This window comes from Streptomyces olivaceoviridis (assembly GCF_014650115.1).
In the GTDB taxonomy this organism is placed as follows: domain Bacteria; phylum Actinomycetota; class Actinomycetes; order Streptomycetales; family Streptomycetaceae; genus Streptomyces; species Streptomyces olivaceoviridis.
The window spans coordinates 33,259-49,549 of record NZ_BMUI01000017.1 but is presented as its reverse complement, the minus strand read 5'-3'; the positions used below and the strand labels follow the sequence as shown (position 1 = coordinate 49,549).

At 73.0% G+C, this 16,291-nt stretch carries 17 protein-coding genes; 10 read left to right on the top strand and 7 right to left on the bottom strand.

Going from position 1 to position 16,291, the window contains the following annotated elements; genetic code table 11:
* Positions 1-13 precede the first annotated feature (13 nt).
* The 8 genes from IE273_RS27920 (at position 14) to IE273_RS27885 (ending at position 8,735) form a co-directional block, all read left to right on the top strand.
* A complete protein-coding gene (locus tag IE273_RS27920) occupies positions 14-1,858 on the top strand; it encodes a sensor histidine kinase (RefSeq protein ID WP_189817937.1) in 1,845 nt (614 codons plus the stop codon).
* A complete protein-coding gene (locus IE273_RS27915) occupies positions 1,855-2,262 on the top strand; it encodes a roadblock/LC7 domain-containing protein (RefSeq protein WP_014676781.1) in 408 nt (135 codons plus the stop codon). Before IE273_RS27920 ends, IE273_RS27915 begins: the two co-directional genes overlap by 4 nt.
* Before the next feature lie 26 nt (positions 2,263-2,288).
* Positions 2,289-2,636: a DUF742 domain-containing protein gene (locus IE273_RS27910; RefSeq protein WP_189817936.1), complete on the top strand. Its 348-nt coding sequence runs from the start codon at positions 2,289-2,291 to the stop codon at positions 2,634-2,636.
* A complete protein-coding gene (locus tag IE273_RS27905; RefSeq protein WP_229887625.1) occupies positions 2,617-3,255 on the top strand; it encodes a GTP-binding protein in 639 nt (212 codons plus the stop codon). The genes IE273_RS27910 and IE273_RS27905 overlap by 20 nt, the downstream gene beginning before the upstream one ends.
* Positions 3,252-4,463, top strand: a complete 1,212-nt coding sequence (locus IE273_RS27900; protein WP_189817935.1) for a cytochrome P450 — start codon at positions 3,252-3,254, stop codon at positions 4,461-4,463. The genes IE273_RS27905 and IE273_RS27900 overlap by 4 nt, the downstream gene beginning before the upstream one ends.
* Positions 4,464-4,569: 106 nt before the next feature.
* Positions 4,570-5,796, top strand: a complete 1,227-nt coding sequence (locus IE273_RS27895) for a cytochrome P450 family protein (protein WP_189817934.1) — start codon at positions 4,570-4,572, stop codon at positions 5,794-5,796.
* Positions 5,797-5,993: 197 nt separating this feature from the next.
* Complete coding sequence (locus tag IE273_RS27890) at positions 5,994-6,983, top strand: aldo/keto reductase (protein WP_189817933.1); 990 nt, start codon at positions 5,994-5,996, stop codon at positions 6,981-6,983.
* A gap of 417 nt (positions 6,984-7,400) precedes the next feature.
* Positions 7,401-8,735, top strand: a complete 1,335-nt coding sequence (locus tag IE273_RS27885) for an MFS transporter (RefSeq protein WP_189817932.1) — start codon at positions 7,401-7,403, stop codon at positions 8,733-8,735.
* 382 nt (positions 8,736-9,117) lie between these two features.
* Here the strand turns inward: IE273_RS27885 and IE273_RS27880 are convergent, their stop codons facing one another.
* From IE273_RS27880 to IE273_RS27870, 3 genes are read right to left on the bottom strand one after another with little or no spacing between them, the layout of a single operon-like run.
* Positions 9,118-9,849 (bottom strand): metallophosphoesterase family protein, encoded by a 732-nt coding sequence (locus tag IE273_RS27880; RefSeq protein ID WP_189817931.1) that lies wholly within the window; start codon positions 9,847-9,849, stop codon positions 9,118-9,120.
* Positions 9,846-10,124 (bottom strand): BON domain-containing protein, encoded by a 279-nt coding sequence (locus IE273_RS27875; RefSeq protein ID WP_189817930.1) that lies wholly within the window; start codon positions 10,122-10,124, stop codon positions 9,846-9,848. Before IE273_RS27875 ends, IE273_RS27880 begins: the two co-directional genes overlap by 4 nt.
* Positions 10,121-10,807, bottom strand: a complete 687-nt coding sequence (locus IE273_RS27870; RefSeq protein WP_189817929.1) for a hypothetical protein — start codon at positions 10,805-10,807, stop codon at positions 10,121-10,123. Before IE273_RS27870 ends, IE273_RS27875 begins: the two co-directional genes overlap by 4 nt.
* Before the next feature lie 273 nt (positions 10,808-11,080).
* Here IE273_RS27870 and IE273_RS27865 point away from each other — a divergent pair, with 273 nt between their 5' ends.
* Both IE273_RS27865 and IE273_RS27860 read left to right on the top strand, forming a co-directional pair.
* Positions 11,081-12,223, top strand: coding sequence for a PP2C family protein-serine/threonine phosphatase (locus IE273_RS27865; RefSeq protein WP_189817928.1), 1,143 nt, complete (start codon positions 11,081-11,083; stop codon positions 12,221-12,223).
* A 235-nt stretch (positions 12,224-12,458) separates the two neighbouring features.
* Entirely contained in the window at positions 12,459-13,217 is a 759-nt protein-coding gene (locus IE273_RS27860; RefSeq protein WP_189817927.1) for an NPP1 family protein, read from the top strand.
* Between the two features lie 100 nt (positions 13,218-13,317).
* On the opposite strand, the gene IE273_RS27855 is transcribed toward IE273_RS27860, so the two are convergent.
* The 4 genes from IE273_RS27855 to IE273_RS27840 form a co-directional block, all read right to left on the bottom strand.
* Complete coding sequence (locus tag IE273_RS27855; protein ID WP_189817926.1) at positions 13,318-13,818, bottom strand: hypothetical protein; 501 nt, start codon at positions 13,816-13,818, stop codon at positions 13,318-13,320.
* 109 nt (positions 13,819-13,927) lie between these two features.
* A complete protein-coding gene (locus IE273_RS27850) occupies positions 13,928-14,404 on the bottom strand; it encodes an SRPBCC domain-containing protein (protein WP_189817925.1) in 477 nt (158 codons plus the stop codon).
* Between the two features lie 97 nt (positions 14,405-14,501).
* Positions 14,502-15,317, bottom strand: a complete 816-nt coding sequence (locus IE273_RS27845; RefSeq protein ID WP_189817924.1) for an SAM-dependent methyltransferase — start codon at positions 15,315-15,317, stop codon at positions 14,502-14,504.
* An 84-nt stretch (positions 15,318-15,401) separates the two neighbouring features.
* The gene (locus IE273_RS27840; protein ID WP_189817923.1) at positions 15,402-16,277 is read right to left on the bottom strand and encodes a Sco1979 family transcriptional regulator; all 876 of its coding nucleotides are present in this window, start codon (positions 16,275-16,277) and stop codon (positions 15,402-15,404) included.
* Positions 16,278-16,291 lie beyond the last annotated feature (14 nt).

Here is a 16,291-nt window from a genome sequence, read left to right as displayed (position 1 = left end):
TCAGACCGGACCGATGACCGCGCCCACGCATCCCGGCGACCGACCTTCCCTCCGTACGTTCGTCTCCGCCCTCGCCGTGACCGGTGTGCTGTCGGCGCTCGTGGTCTGCGCGGCCGTTGCGGTGGCGCCGGACTCCGTGCGCACCCCGCTCGCCGCGGGCGCGGGCGCGGCGGCGGTCGTGCTCAGCGTGGCGGTGGCCACCGCCACGCACGCCCTGCGGACCGCGCGCGGCACCCGGCGCAGGCTGGAGAGCGTCACCCAGGATGTCGGACGGCTGCTCCAGCAGCAGGCCCGTACGGCCGAGGAGGCCCGCCAGGAGCAGCAGCGGCTCATCGACGAACTCGCGCGGCAGCGCACCGAGTTCACGGAGTCGTTCGCGGCCGAACGCGCGCGTCTGGAGGAGGACGGCGCGCGGGAGCTGGACCGGCTCGTGAAGGAGAACTCCCGTCTGTCGGGCGAGTTGGAGCGGGCCCGGCGGGAGCGGGCTGCCGCGGTCGCCGCGACCTCCAACGTCGCCGCCCGGATGCAGGCCCTCGCCACGGCGACCCTCGCCGACCTGCGGGCGATGGAGGACCGGCACACCGACGAGGACGTGCTGGCCGACCTGCTCCACCTCGACCACCGCACCGCCCAGGCCGGCCGGCTCGCGGACTCCATCGCCGTGCTCACCGGGGCGCGTTCGGGCCGCCGCTGGGCACGGCCGATCGGGATGGAGTCGATCCTGCGCGGCGCGATGGGGCGGATCGCCGGGTACCGGCGGGTGCGGGTGCACTCGGTCAGCGAGGCCGCCGTCGCCGGGCACGCCGCCGAGGGTGTGATGCACGCGCTCGCCGAACTCCTCGACAACGCCGCCAACTTCTCGCCGCCGACCGCCGAGGTCCACGTCTACGTGGAGGAGGTGCCGGCCGGGGCCATCGTGTCCGTGGAGGACAGCGGGCTGGTGATGGGCGAGGTGCAGCTGCGCCGCGCCGAGCGGGCGGTCTCCGGTGACGTGGCCGAGCTGGGCGGTCTGACCGGCACCCGGCTCGGGCTCGCCGTGGTCGGCCGCCTCGCCCGCAAGCACGGGCTCAAGGTGTCGTTCCGGCCGTCGGCGCGCGGCGGCACCGGCGTGCTGCTGCTCATCCCGCAGGAGATCCTGACCAGCCCCGCCTCCACACCCGTCGAGCCGTCCGCCGCGGCCCCGCGACCGCAGAGCGGCCCGTCCGCGCCGGCACCGGCCGCCGTGGACACGGCCGTCGTCCACGAGCCCGCCGCGCCGCCGGAGGAGGGCCCGGCCGGTCTGCCCAGGCGTCGCCGGGGCCGCACCCTCGCCCGAGCGGAACGCACCCGGACGGCGCCGGACACGCCCGAGCACCGTACGGCCCGGGGTACCGCGGACCACCGCACCGCGTCGAACACCGACACACCCCGCACCGCAGCGGCCCCCGCCGAGCACGACACCGAGCCGGACGGCACACGGCACCGCACCGCGCCGAGCGACGCCGAGCGCCGCACCGCGCCGGACACGGCCGAACACGACACCGCGCCGGACGACACACGGCACCACACGGCACCGGCCGCCGACGTCCCCCGCGCCGCCCCGGCCGCCGACGCGGGCAGGACCCGCGCCGCCCGCTTCAGCAGCTTCCGCGAGGCGGTACGCCCGTCCGCGCCGGGCACCCGCCGCACCGACCCCACCACAGACCAGTCCCAGAACCACCCCACCGGCACCTCGCACACCACGGCGCCGGACGAGCGAGCCGCCACCCCGCCGCCGGACGGTGCGCCGGCCGGCGACTCCTCGTACGGCACCGACGAACACGGCTCCCCCGCCCCCTCCCACCCGCACGCGTACCCGGAAGGCGACACCACTTCATGACCGGCCCGACCACCGCCGACGACAAGCTCACCTGGCTCCTGGAGGGCCTGCTGGAGAGGACCCCGGGTGCCCGGCACGCGCTCGTGCTGTCCCGGGACGGGCTGAAGCTGTGCCGTACGCCGGAGCTGAGCGTCGACCAGGCCGACCAGCTGGCCGCGATCGCCGCCGGCATCCAGTCGCTGTCACACGGCGCGTCCGTGGAGTTCGGCGACGGCAGCGGAGGTGTGCGCTCGGCGATGACGGAGTTCTACGGCGGTGTGCTGTTCATCGTGGAGGCGGGTGCCGGTGCCCATCTGGCCGTGATCGCCACGGAGGACGCGGACGCCGGCGTCATCGGCCACAACATGAGCGAGTTGGTGGAGCAGCTCGGCGAGCACCTCACCGCTCCGCCCCGCACGTCATGAGTCGACCGGACAGGGACCGTCCGGGCATGAACCGCCCGGGCCGGGACGACGCCCCCGACCGGCTGTACACCATCACCCAGGGACGCACCCGCACCAGTCCCGACAACCCCTTCGACCTGGTCACCCTCGTGGTCGCCGAGTCGGAGCCGGCGACCGGCATGCAGTCGGAGCACGTGGCGATCCTGGAACTGACCCGGTTCCCCGCCTCGGTGGCGGAGATCGCCGCCGAACTGCGGCTGCCCGTGGGCATCACCAAGGTGCTGCTGTGCGATCTGCTCGCGGCGGGCCGGGTCAGCGCCCGGCATCCGCGCAGACCGGCCATTACCGATCCCGACATCCTGGAGCAGGTGCTCGTTGGACTCCGCAATCTCTGACGCGCGCACTCCCGCGCGCACCCCGCTGGGTGCCACCGCCGACCAAGGTTTCAAGATCGTGGTCGTGGGCGGCTTCGGCGTCGGCAAGACCACGCTGGTCCGCTCGGTCAGCGAGATCCGCCCCCTCAACACCGAGGAGACGATGACGCAGGCCGGCGCCACGGTGGACGACATCCGCCAGGTGCGCGGCAAGTCCGGCACCACCGTCGCCTTCGACTTCGGCCGGATCAGCCTGGACGCCCGCAACGTGCTGTACCTGTTCGGCGCGCCCGGCCAGGAGCGGTTCTGGTTCCTGTGGGACCGGTTGTTCTCCGGCACGCTCGGGGCGGTCGTCCTGGTGGACACCCGGCGCATCGACGACTCCTGGTACGCCATCGACCGGCTGGAGCACCACGGCACGCCGTTCATCGTGGCCTGCAACGACTTCGGCGGTCCGGTCCGCGCCGGCGCGGACGTCCGCGAGGCCCTCGACCTGGACCCGCAGGTGCCGCTGGTCGATTGCGACGCCCGCTCCCGGGAGTCGGGCAAGCAGGTGCTGATCACGCTGGTGCAGCACGTGAAGAACCGGTACGCCGACCCGTCCGCGCGGACGGTCCTGCCCCGACAGGAGTTCGTGTGACCACGCCCGACGCCGTCCCGCTGAGCGGGCCCCGGTTCCAGACCGAACCCGCCCGTCTGTACCGGGAGATGCGACGCGACCACGGCGCCGTCGTGCCGGTGCTGCTCGACGGCGACATCCCGGCCTGGCTGGTGCTCGGCTACCGGGAACTGCACCAGGTGACCGGTGACCCGGTGCTGTTCAGCCGGGACTCGGACCTGTGGAACCAGTGGGAGAACATCCCCGCGGACTGGCCGCTGCTGCCCATGATCGGGCACAAGCAGCCGTCGATCCTCTACACCGTCGGCGAACGGCACCGGCAGCGCGCGGCGATGATCAGCAACGCGCTGGAGGAGGCGGACGCGTTCGAACTGCGCGCGCACGCCGAGCGGTTCGCGGACGAGCTGATCGACGCGCTGTGCTCGGCGGGCGAGGCCGATCTGGTGGCCCAGTACGCGATGCTGCTTCCGGTACGGGTCCTGGCCCGGCTGTACGGCTTCCCGGACGAGGACGGTCCGGGACTGGTCACCGCCCTGAACGACATGATCGACGGGCGGGAGCGGGCGCTGGCCGGGCAGGCCCATCTGGCCGCGTCCATGGCGCAGTTGCTGACCGACCGGAGGAAGGAACCGGCGGCCGACGTGGTCTCCCGGATGCTGGCCGACGAGAGCGGGTTCAGCGACGAGGAGATCGCGCAGGACCTGATGGTGATGATGGCGGCCGGGCACCAGCCGACCGCCGACTGGATCGGGAACTCGCTGCGGCTGATGCTGACGGACGACCGGTTCGCCGCCTCCCTGTTCGGCGGGCGCAACAGCGTCGCCGAGGCGATGAACGAGGTGCTGTGGGAGGACACGCCGACGCAGAACGTGGCGGGCCGCTGGGCCGCCCGCGACACGCACCTCGGCGGCCGGCGCGTCAAGGCCGGTGATCTGCTGCTGCTCGGTCTGCAAGGGGCCAACTCCGACCCGCAGGTGCGGACCGACGCCTCCGCACTGACCGGCGGCAACAACGCGCACTTCTCCTTCGGCCACGGCGAGCACCGCTGCCCGTTCCCCGCGCAGGAGATCGCCGAGGTGATCGCGCGGACCGGTATCGAGGTGGTCCTGGACCGGCTCCCGGACATCGACCTGGCCGTGCCCGCCGAGTCCCTCACGCGCCGGCCCTCGCCCTGGCTGAGGGGACTGTCCGGGCTGCCCGTCCGGTTCAGCCCCGTACCCGCCCGCTGACCCGCTTCGCCTCGGCCGACCCGTTGTTCCGCCGCCCGCCCGGGGCCGTCCCCGGACCGGAGCCGTACCCGCCGCACCCGACCCCTGCCCTGGGAGGCACGTCACGATGACGACCGGTACCGAAGCACCCCGCATCGCCCTCGATCCCTTCGTCACCGACCTGGACGCCGAGAGCGCGGCGCTGCGCGCGGCCGGCCCGCTCGCCGCCGTCGAACTGCCGGGCGGTGTCCCGGTGTGGGCCGTCACCCGTCACGCCGAGGCCAAGGCGCTGCTCACCGACCCGCGGCTGGTGAAGGACATCAACGTCTGGGGCGCCTGGCGGCGCGGTGAGATACCCGCGGACTGGCCGCTGATCGGCCTGGCCAACCCGGGCCGCTCCATGCTCACGGTGGACGGCGCCGACCACCGCCGGCTGCGCACCCTGGTCGCGCAGGCGCTCACCCCGCGCCGGGTGGAGCGGATGCGGGAGCGGATCGAGAAGCTCACCCAGGACCTGCTGGACGCGCTGCCGGCGGACGGCGGGACCGTCGATCTGAAGGCGGCCTTCGCCTACCCGCTGCCGATGTACGTCATCGCCGACCTGATGGGCATCGACGAGGGCCTGCTGCCCCGGCTGAAGGTGCTGTTCGAGAAGTTCTTCTCCACGCAGACCGCGCCGGAGGAGGTCGTCGCCACCCTCACGGAGCTCGCGCAGATCATGGCGCAGACGGTGGCGGCCAAGCGGTCCGCGCCGGGCGACGACCTGACCAGCGCGCTGATCCTCGCCTCGCAGGACGGCGACCGCCTCACGGACGAGGAGATCGTCTCCACCCTCCAGCTCATGGTGGCGGCGGGCCACGAGACCACGATCTCGCTGATCGTCAACGCCGTCGTCAACCTGTCCACCCACCCCGAACAGCGTGCCCTGGTGCTGTCGGGCCGGGCCGACTGGTCCGCGGTCGTCGAGGAGACGCTGCGCTACTCCACCCCCACCTCGCACGTCCTGATCCGCTTCGCGACCGAGGACGTACCGGTCGGCGACAAGGTGATCCCGGCCGGGGACGCCCTGATCGTGTCGTACGGCGCGATCGGCCGGGACGAGGGTGCCCACGGCCCGACCGCCGGAGAGTTCGACATCACCCGCGACACGAAGAACCGGCACATCTCCTTCGGCCACGGCCCGCACGTGTGCCCCGGCGCCGCCCTGTCCCGCCTGGAGGCGAGCGTCGCCCTGCCCGCGCTGTACGGCCGTTTCCCCGGCCTGGACCTGGCGGTCCCCGCGAGCGAACTGCGCAACAAGCCGGTGGTCACCCAGAACGACCTGTTCGAACTGCCGGTACGGCTGAATCCGTAACGCCGCGGAACACCGTCCCGCCCCGGCACGGCTTGACTTCGAGAGCACTCCAGCTCGTAGCGTCGCAGAACACCGGTGCGCGCGGCCCGGACCCGGCTCCCCCACGGGATGCCGGGTGCCGGATTCCGTCGCTAGATGGAAGAAGGCCCTCGCGCCCGGAGAACGACCGACGAGTGCACGAAAGGCTGTGACCCCACATGCAGAAGCGCAGGCTACGGGACCTCCAGGTATCGGCCATCGGGCTCGGATGCATGGGAATGTCCGCCTTCTACGGCTCCGCCGACCAGGAGGAGGGCATCGCGACCATCCGGCGCGCCCTCGAACTCGGCATCGACTTCCTCGACACCGCGCAGATCTACGGGCCGCTCACCAACGAGTCGCTCGTCGGTGAGGCGATCAGGGGCCACCGCGACGAGTACGTCATCGCCACGAAGTTCAACTACCGGATGGACGACGCCGTCCCCGGCGACATGAGCACGGTCGGCCGGCAGGACGGCTCCGCCGAGCATGTGCGCAGTTCGGTGCACGGCTCGCTCCAGCGACTGGGCACCGACCACATCGACCTGTACTACCAGCACCGGGTCGACCCGAACGTGCCCATCGAGGAGACGGTCGGCGCGCTGGGTGAGCTGGTCGCCGAGGGCAAGGTGCGGTACATCGGGCTGAGCGAGGCGAGCGCCGAGACCATCCGGCGCGCGCACGCCGTGCACCCGGTCACCGCGGTGCAGAGCGAGTACTCGCTGTGGTCGCGGGACGTGGAGGCCGAGGTGCTGCCCACCTGCCGGGAACTGGGCATCGGCTTCGTGCCGTACTCGCCGCTCGGCCGGGGTTTCCTCGCGGGCCGCTTCACCTCGCCCGACGAGCTGGACGAGAACGACTTCCGGCGCACGAACCCGAGGTTCACGGACGCCAATCTGGAGGCGAACCTGCGGCTGGCGGAGAAGGTGAAGGAGATCGCCGCCGAGAAGGACGTGACCCCGGCCCAGCTGGCCATCGCGTGGGTGCTGGCCCAGGGCGAGGACCTGGTGCCGATCCCGGGCACCAAGCGCCGTACCTACCTGGAGCAGAACGCCGCCGCGGTGGACATCGAGCTGACCAAGGACGACCTGGCCCGTATCGACGCGGAGCTGCCCGCGGTGGCGGGTGAGCGGTATGACGAGGCCGGGATGAGGGCCGTCAACCGCTAGAGCGCCAGGTGGGGACTCCGCCCGGTGACCGCGGGTTCTTCGCGGTTGCCGCGGCGGTGCCTCCCGGTACTCGTGAGGGGCGCAAGGGCCCGTTCGCTGTGACGCCGTGCGGTGCCGCACAGCGTCACGGAGCGTGGGGCGCATGACGTGCCCCGTTCGGTGCGCCGGCCTCCTCCTCGTACCGGGACGGACCGGCCGGCACCCGGCCTGTGAGGAACCCCACGCGCGCCCCAACCACCGTACGCCCGCGGCTGTTTGGCGGACGTGACCGGGTGCCGGTGGACGCGGTGGCGTCGACCGTGCCGTCCCGTCTGCCACCATGGTCGGCGCCCTGACCTGGCAGCCCCGGCCGTGCAGCGCTGCCGGTCCGACGGGCTCGCCGGTCCTCCCGCCTTCCCGGTTGTCGAGTACCCCGTCGTGTCTTCTGACCCTGCCCAGCCGTCGTCAGCACCCCTCACCGCCCCGGCCCCGCGTTCGCCGTGGCGTTCCCTGCGGCACCGGGGCATGCGCTGGTGGTCGGCCGCGAACTTCGTCTCCAACGCCGGCACGTGGATGCAGCTCACCGTGCAGAACCTGCTCGTCCTGCACATCACGGGCTCGGCGGCGGCGACCGGACTGTCCATGTCCGTCCAGGCCGCGCCCGCGCTGTTCGTGAGTCTGCTCGGCGGCGCGGCCGTGGACCGCTGGCCCCGCAAGCTGACGGTCACCGTCAGCCAGGCCCTGCTCGGCGCGGTCGCCTTCACCACGGCGCTGCTCGTGGCGCTGGACCGGATCGACATGACCGCGCTGCTGGTGCTGGCCGGTGTGACCGGCGTCATCGCCACCGTCGACGGACCGGCCTGTGCCCTGCTCGGCAACGATCTGGTGCCGGTGGAGGACGTGCCGTCCGCGATCGGGGTGGGCGCGCTGGTGCACAGCGCGGGCCGGCTGGCCGGCACGGCCCTGGCCGGGGTCACCGTCGGGTTCCTCGGCACGTCCGCCGCGTACGCCGCGAACGGGCTGTCGTTCCTGTTCGTGGCCGCGGTGGTGCCGTTCCTGCGGCCGGTGCCCGGGGCCGCCGGGGAGCCGACGGCCGGGGCGCGGGCGGTTCCGGCGCGCGCGGGCATGAGCGTGCGGGAGGGCCTGTCCTTCTTCGCGCGCAGGCCCCGCCTGGTCGCGCTCGCGGGCATCACCGGGCTCAGCTCCGTCTTCGGCCGCAACTACGGCCTGACGCTCGCCGTCCTCGTCACCGGACCGCTGGCCGGCGGCGCCGGGGCGTTCGGCACGGTGTCCACGGTGCTCGCCGTCGGCGGCATCCTGGGAGCCGTCCTCGGCGCCCGGCTGCGCAGGCCGTCCGTGCGCACCGTGGGTCTGCTGGCGGCGGGAGGCGCGCTGCTCCAGGTGGTGGCGGGCCTGTCGCCGTCGCTGGCCGTGCTGCTGGTGCTGGTGCTGCCGATGGCGATCGTGGAGTCCGTCTCCGACACCGCCGGCACGGCCGTGCTCCAGACCGATCCGCCGCCGCATCTGCGGGGCCGGGTGCTCGGCGTGTGGAGCAGCGTCGGCACGGTGTGGAGCCTCGGCGGTCCGCCGCTGCTGGGCCTGCTCATGGAGTGGGCCGGCGCCCGCGGCGCACTGGTGGCCGGCGGCCTGCTGATCGCCGGGTCGATCGGCGCGGGCCTGCTGCTGCGCCGCCGCCGCGAACCGGTGCCGCTGGCACTGCCCGCGAAGGACGGCGACGTGACGGGCCGCGAGGCACTGAGCACGGCGGCGTGACACCCGGGCGGGGATATCCGCGCGGCTGACCGATGCCGCTGGTCACCTACGAGGAACGGCGACGTCACCAGCCGGGAGACGCCCGAGCACGGCGGCGCGCCAGCCGGGCGGGGCCGGCCGGGCCGACCGTGACCGGCCCATGCCGCTGGTCACCCACGAAGAACGGCGTCGCGCGGGCCCAGCGGCGCCGGGAGTGAACCGCGCCGGTCGTGGCCGGCCGATGCCACCGCATCGCCCGCGAAGGACAGTGACGCGACCAGCCGCGAGGCCGCGGCGCTCGGTGGCGGACACCCACGTGGACCGAAGACTCGGCTGCGTCAGGCGCCGGCCGGTCCGCCCCGCCCCTGACCACCCACCCGGCACCGCCCGGCGCCCCGCCCCGTCACCCGTGCCGGCCTGGCAGGTGGTAGACGTGGAACGCCTGGCCGATCACCGGCTGGGCGACGTTGCGTACGCGGACGCCCCCACTGGTCATGCCGTGCTCGGTGCCGGCGTGGGCGTGGCCGTGCACCGCGAGGTCGGCGCCGCCGGTGTCGATGGCCTCCGCGAGCAGGTAGCTGCCGAGGAAGGGGTAGATCTCCAGCGGCTCCCCGGCCAGGGTGTCCGGCACCGGTGAGAAGTGGGTCAGCGCGATCCGCACGTCACAGTCCCACTCCTCCAGGTTCTTCAGGGCGCTGTGCAGGCCGTCGGCGCTCCGCCGGGTGTAACGGACGAACTCCTTCATCAGTGGTTCGCCGAACTCCCCCGCGCAGCGGCCGACGAAGCCGCCGCCGAAGCCCTTGGTCCCGGCGACCCCGATCCGGGCGCCGTCGGCGGTGACGACGGCCGCCTGCCCTTCGAGGACGTGCGCGCCCGCGTCCCGGAGGATCGCGGTGACCTCGTCGGGCCGCTCGTCGTGGTGGTCGTGGTTGCCCAGTACGGCGACGACGGGCACCCCGAGGTCCTTGATCTCGCGGGCGACGATCGCGGCCTCCTCCGGTGTGCCGTGACGGGTGAGGTCGCCTGCGAGCAGCAGGACGTCGGCGCACGCGGGCAGTGTCTCGAAGGAGGGCCGCAGGGTGCCCTGGCTCTCGGGGCCCATGTGGATGTCGCCCACGGCCGCGACGCGGATCATGTCAGGTCCTCTCCGTGGTCGGGCGAGGAGGTCCCGGCGATGCGCAGGTCGCTGTGGACCGGGTGCCCCGCCAGTTCCTCGCGGGCCATGCGCAGGATGTCGTCCCGGCACTGGGTGGACGGCACGGTGCCGGTGAGCAGGACGGCGTCGCCGCGCAGGTCGAGCCGCACGCCGAGTTCCCCGAGGTCTCCCGAGGCCAGGTGCTCGGCGAGGTGGGCGACGCGGTAGTCGAGGCTCCCTGCCGCCGACGGGGGCGGCGGGCTCGTGTCGGTCATGGCTGCCCCTCCTGGGCATCGATCACGTTCAGCCGTTCGAGGAGGAAGAGGAAGGCGGCCGGCATGGGCTGGCCGCCGCAGGTCGCGCGGACCTCGTCCCAGTCGACCTTCTCGCGGACGGCGCGGGCCACCGGCAGCACCGACCCGAAGTCGCAGTAGTGCTCGGAGAAGGCGCTGATCAGGCTGCGGATCAGGTCGGTCGGCGACAGGACCGGCATGAGCACCGAGTCGACCGGCAGGACATGGGCCCGGTCGAGCATGTCCCGGGTGACGGGCTGGTGGGCCAGCGCGAAGATGATGTCGATGTTCTGCCCGTGGCAGGTGGTCTTCAGCAGCCAGTCCTCCGGAGGGGTCCGCACGGGCAGGCCGGCCTCGCTCAGCGTGACGGCCACCGCCTCGGCGTCGTCGGGCAGGACGGCGAAGTCCGCGTCGTGCTGGAGGTAGCGGCTGCCGCCGTGGGCGTAGACGGCCACGCTCCCGGCGAGCGCGAAGGGGTGGCCCGCGCGTTTGAGGAGCGAGCCGATCTCCTTGGCGGCCTCCAGGATCGCCTGGCTGCGGTCGTGCGGCAGTTGCGCCGGTTCCGGCGCGGACGCGAACTCCAGGCCGGCCCCGTCCGGGGCGAGGCGGAGTTCGGTGACCTCCGGTCGCCGGAGGGGCGCGGTGTCCTCCCCGTTGTGCGTCATGACCTCTCCATTCGGCACCCTGCGTCCCGGGGCGGCCGGTTCGGCCCCGGGGTGCGTACGGGTACCCGGCGCGCCGTCGGCGACACGGTGTCACCGAAAGGCTTCACTCATTCGACGACGAACGCCGGGGTCCCAGGGGCCGGAGCGGGGTCGGCCGGGCCCCGGCCCGCCTGTGCCGGTGCCGACGGCCGACCGGGCCGCGACGGCGGGCGCCGTGAGGCGGCGGCACTCAGCGAGTGGCCGGTCGACCGGGCCGGGAGCACGCTGGTAGGCATGGCACCCGGGGCCGCGCGCATCCGCCTCCGGCAGCGGTGGCAGTCGGTCCACGCGCTGCTGGTGCTCCCGGTCCTGCTCATCGTGGTGATCACGGTGGCGGACCTGCGGCTGCCCTGGGACATCCATCTCGGACCGGCCCTGGTGATCGCGCCCGCGCTCACGCCCTCCTTCGCCGGCCCCCGGGCGACGGCGGGCATCGGGGCACTGGCGCTGACCGCCCAGTTGCTCATCGGCGTCCACCGCGGCGGTCTCGCCACCACCAATCACATCGTGCAGATCATCACCCTCGCGATCCTCGTGGTGCTCACCGTCGTCTACAGCGTCCTGCGCGAGCGCCGGCAGACCCAGCTCGCCAAGGTCCGCACGGTCGCCGAAGCCGCGCAGCACGTCCTGATGTGGCCGTTGCCCGAGCAGATCGGCCCGCTGCGGATCGCCTCGCTGTACCTGGCCGCGGAGGACGAGGCCCAGATCGGCGGCGATCTCTACGCGGCGGCCGTGTGCGACGGCTCGGTCCGACTCCTCATCGGCGATGTCCGCGGCAAGGGGCTGCCCGCCATCGGCGAGGCCGCGCTGCTGCTCGGCTCGTTCCGGGAGAGCGCCTACCGGCACATCCCGCTGGACGAGCTGGCGACCCGGCTGGACCAGAGCGTCACCCGCTACGCGGCCGATCTGGAGACTCCGGAGGAAGAGGGCGAGCGGTTCGCCACGGCGCTGCTCGTGGACATCCCGGACCGCGACCCGGTCACCCGGATGACCAGTTGCGGTCATCCACCGCCGCTGCTGCTGAGTCCCGGTCACGTCGTGACCGTCCCGAGTCTGCACCCGTCGCCGCCGCTCGGGGTGCACGCGGGTGCCGAGCACACCCTGGACGTGTTCTCCTTCGAGCCGGGCGACACGCTGCTGCTCTACACGGACGGGGTCATGGAGGCCCGGGACGAGCACGGCCGGTTCTATCCGCTGGCCGACCGGGTCGCGCGGTGGACCGGGGACAGCCCCGAGGCGCTGATGCACCACCTGCGGCGCGATCTGCTCGCCCACGTCGGCGGCCGGCTCGGCGACGACGCCGCGCTCATCGCGGTGCACCGCACCCCCGTCGAGCGCCGCCACCACGGCCGCGGCGAGATGGCCCGCCACGGCTGAGCGAGCCCGGCACGGACGCCGCCGACGCACGACCCGGACATCGGCCCGAACCGCCTCTTACCGCCGGAACCAGGGGGAACGCCTGACTTCCGGCGGATAGCGGTACGACAGCACCCACTCGGGCGGCTTCGGCCGCCGCGTTCAACTGGCCTTGCGGCAAAATTCAGTTCAGAGGGTAGCCCCTCCCGCCGAGGCGTTGCGAGAATCTGCGGCGCCTCGACAACAGGGAGCCCACGTGCGTCAGTTGACCTCCGCGCTCGCCGCCGCCCTCGGCGCGCTCGCCCTCGTCCTCACCTCGCCCGGCACCGCCGACGCCAACGTCCTGCAACTGCTGCCGCAGAACGCCGACGGCCTGGAGCAGACCTTCTCCCCCGCCTACGACTACGACGGGGACGGCTGTTACGCCACCGCCGCCATCGGCAGCGACGGCACCATCAACCCCGGCCTGAAGCTGGGCGGCGACGTCAACGGCCACTGCCACGACTACGCGCAGCTCGCCAACGCCAACACCTACTCGCGCGAGAAGTGCAACAACGACTGGTGCGCGGTGATGTACGCCAGCTACTTCGAGAAGGACCAGGCGACCCTCGGACCCGCCGCCATCGGGCACACCCACGACTGGGAGCACGTGGTGGTGTGGATCAAGGACAACACCGTTCAGTACGTCTCGGTGTCCCAGCACTCCGGCTACCAGGTGGCGGCCCGCTCCTCGGTGCGCTTCGACGGCACCCACCCGAAGGTCGTCTACCACAAGGACGGCATCTCGACCCACTGCTTCCGGTTCGCCAACACCAACGACGAGCCGCCGGAGAACGTGACGGGCGGCTGGTTCTATCCGCGGCTCGTCGGCTGGAACGGCTATCCGGCGGGCTACCGCGAGAAGCTGCTGAGCGCGGACTTCGGGGCGGCCACCATCAAGATCGACGACGGCGACTTCCAGTACGCGCTGGCGCACTCCATGCCGTCGGGCATCCCCTTCGACCCCAACGCCTGACCCCCGGCACACGCGCCCGCCTCGACCCGAGGGAGGGCCCCGGCCGGGCACGGACCCCGCTCCGAATGGGGCGGAGCGGGGTCCGTGTCCGGTACCCCGGTCAGCCGGCCGGCTTCAGGCCGGTGATCTTCAGGGTCTTCAGGTCGGACTGGACGTCGATCCGGCTGACCTGCGGGTGCGGCCCGTCCCCCCAGGTGAGCGTGACCCGGCTGGTGGCGTGACCGGCGCCGGAGCCGGTGTAGGCCACCTTCCACTTCACCGGCACGTTCTGCGCGAACAGGATGCCGTCGGCGTGTTCCTTCTTCTCGAAGGCGGCGACCTTCTTCTGCGCGGCGGCGGAGAGGTAGAAGCCGCGCAGCGCCTTGGCACTGGCCGCGGCGGTGGGGTCGTCGGTGGCCCAGACGGCGTCGATGTAGGCGCCGTAGAAGTCGGCCACGTGCTGGGTGACGTTCCGCGGGTCGCCCTGCGCGGACGACACGGCGGCGGCACGGGTGGTGCCGCTCGCGGAGGCCCCCGCCAGGGCGGGCGTGACGGCGGCCAGGGTGAGGCCGGCCGTGAGCGCCGCGGCGGTGAGGAGGGTCTTACGGTTGCGCATGGACATGTGTCCCATTCCCCCGGTTTCTTCGCGACCGGTCCGATCCCGGCCGTCGACAGACCCTAAGACCGTGTTTCCCGCGCCACGGTTCCGCTTTCCACTCCACTCTTTTCGGTCATTCCGGTGCGGGTGGCTCCCGCCCCTCGACGAGTCGGGCGAGGTTGTCCAGCGCCATGCGGGAGCCCCGTTCGTTGTCCTCGGGCGCGACCGCGTCGGGGACGCCCTCGTGCCGGATTTCCACGTGCGTGCCGCCGTCGGCCGCGGTGAGCGTCGTCGTCATGGTCATCGTGGGGCGCAGGGCGTCGTCGCCGGTCTCGAAGGCGAAGACCTCGACGACCAGGGTGCCGGGCACGAGCCGGGCGAAGTGCCCCCGGTAGGTGTCCGTGCGTCCGCCGGACTTCCCGGCGCCGGCCGGGTCGTCGTAGGTGAGGGAGATCCGGAAGGCCCCGCCCTCGCGGGCGTCGAAGGCGTGCACGCGGGCGGTCATGCCGGCCGGGACCCGCCAGGCCGCGACCGCCTCCGGGTCGGTCAGGGCCCGGTAGACGGCGTGCGGGGGCGCCGCCACGTGCCGGGTGACGCGGGTGGTGTACATGGGCTCACGGTAGCGGCCGGCGACCGCCCCGGCCGTCGGTACGACGGGAGGCGGGGCCGAGGTCCGGGAGGTGGGTCGGACCCCGGCCCCGGGTCTGTCACGGCTTGCGGGCGACCGCGCCGTACATCGCGATGTCCTCGTCCCGGATGCCCTGTTCGCCGCTGCCGTCGGGGTGCCACTTGTGCACCTGGACGATGCCCGGCTCGACCAGGTCCAGGCCCGTGAAGAACGCGTGGGCCTCGTCCAGGGTGCGCAGCCGCATCGGCATGTCGCGGGCCGCGTACTCGCGGGCGACCCGGCCCACCTCCTCGGGCGCGAACTCGGCGGTGCCGATGGACATCGCGAGGTGACTGCCGGACGGCAGCGGCTCCAGCAGCCGCCGTACGACGCCGACCGCGTCGTCCGCGTCCAGCATGAAGTGGACGATCGCGATGACGGTGAGGGCGACGGGCCTGCTCAGGTCCAGGGTCTCGCGCAGCTCGGGGGCGTCCAGGATGGCCGCCGGGTCACGGAAGTCGGCCTCGACGTACGCCGTCCGGCCCTCGGGGGCGCTGGCCAGCAGGCCCTGGGAGAGGGTGAGCACGATCGGGTCGTTGTCGACGTAGACGACCCGGGACTCGGGGGCCACGGCCTGGGCGATCTCGTGCAGGTTCGGCGAGGTCGGGACGCCGGTGCCGATGTCCAGGAACTGTCGCATGCCCGCCTCCTCGGCGAGCCAGCGCACGGCACGGTTCATGAAGTCGCGGTTGGCCCGCATGTGCACCGGGAGCGCGGGCCACTCCCGGGACATGGCGTCGCCCGCCTCCTTGTCGGCGGGGTAGTAGTCCTTGCCGCCGAGTATGTAGTCGTAGATGCGGGCGGAGTGGGCGTTCTCGGTGTCGATCCGGTCGGCCGGCCATCCGTTGTCGGGCAACGCCGTGTCTCCCATTCGGTCAGGTGGGGCTCGGGGCTTCGCATCAGCAGGTACGAGGGCGGGACGGGCAGGTGGTGGGGCGGGTCACCATTCCTTGCGCAGCGCGGCGAGCAGGGTCTCGGTCTTCCTGGCGGACGCGGCCTGGGCGCTCAGCCGGTCCAGGGCCTCCCGGTAGACCACCACCTCGTCGGCCTTGTCGAGGTAGACGGCCCCGAGGAGGCCGCTGAGATAGGCGATGTCGGGCAGTTCGCGGGCCCGGAACCGGAAGAGGTGGAAGGCGCCGGCCGACAGGGCGGGGTGCGGGCCGTTGGCGAACGGCATGAGCTGCACGGTGACCTGGGGCAGCCGGTTGACCTCGATGAGGTGGTCGATCTGCGCGCGCATCACCTCGGGGCCGCCGACCGGCCAGCGCAGCACGGTCTCGTCCATCACCACCCACAGCCGTGGCGGCGTGGCTCTGGTCAGCAGTTCCTGACGGCGCAGGCGCAGGGCGACGCGGCGCTCGGTGGCCTCCGCGGAGACGTGCGGACCGGCCGCGGTGAGCAGGGCGCGGGCGTAGTCCTCGGTCTGCAACAGGGCGTGCACGAACTGGTTCTCGTACGCGCGGATGTGCAGGGCCGCCTGTTCCAGGCTGAGGTAGGCGGAGAACCAGTCGGGCATGACGTCGCGGTACGTGTGCCACCAGCCGCGCTTGTTGGCCTCGCGCACGGAGTGCAGGAAGGTGTCGATCTCCTGCTGGTCGGTGACGCCGTAGACCCGGAGGAGTTTCTCGGCGTCCGCGAGCCGCAGCCGGGCCACCTTGGCGGCCTCCATGCGGCGGATCGTGGAGTGGCTGACCCCGATGGCGGCACCGGCCTCGGCGTAGCTGAGGCCGGCCCGGGTGCGCAGCTCCTCCAGCCGTCTGCCGAGGATCATGCGCAGCACGGACGGGGCGCCGCCCCAGTCGGTCTCCGCGGTCACTCCCACCCCCTCGT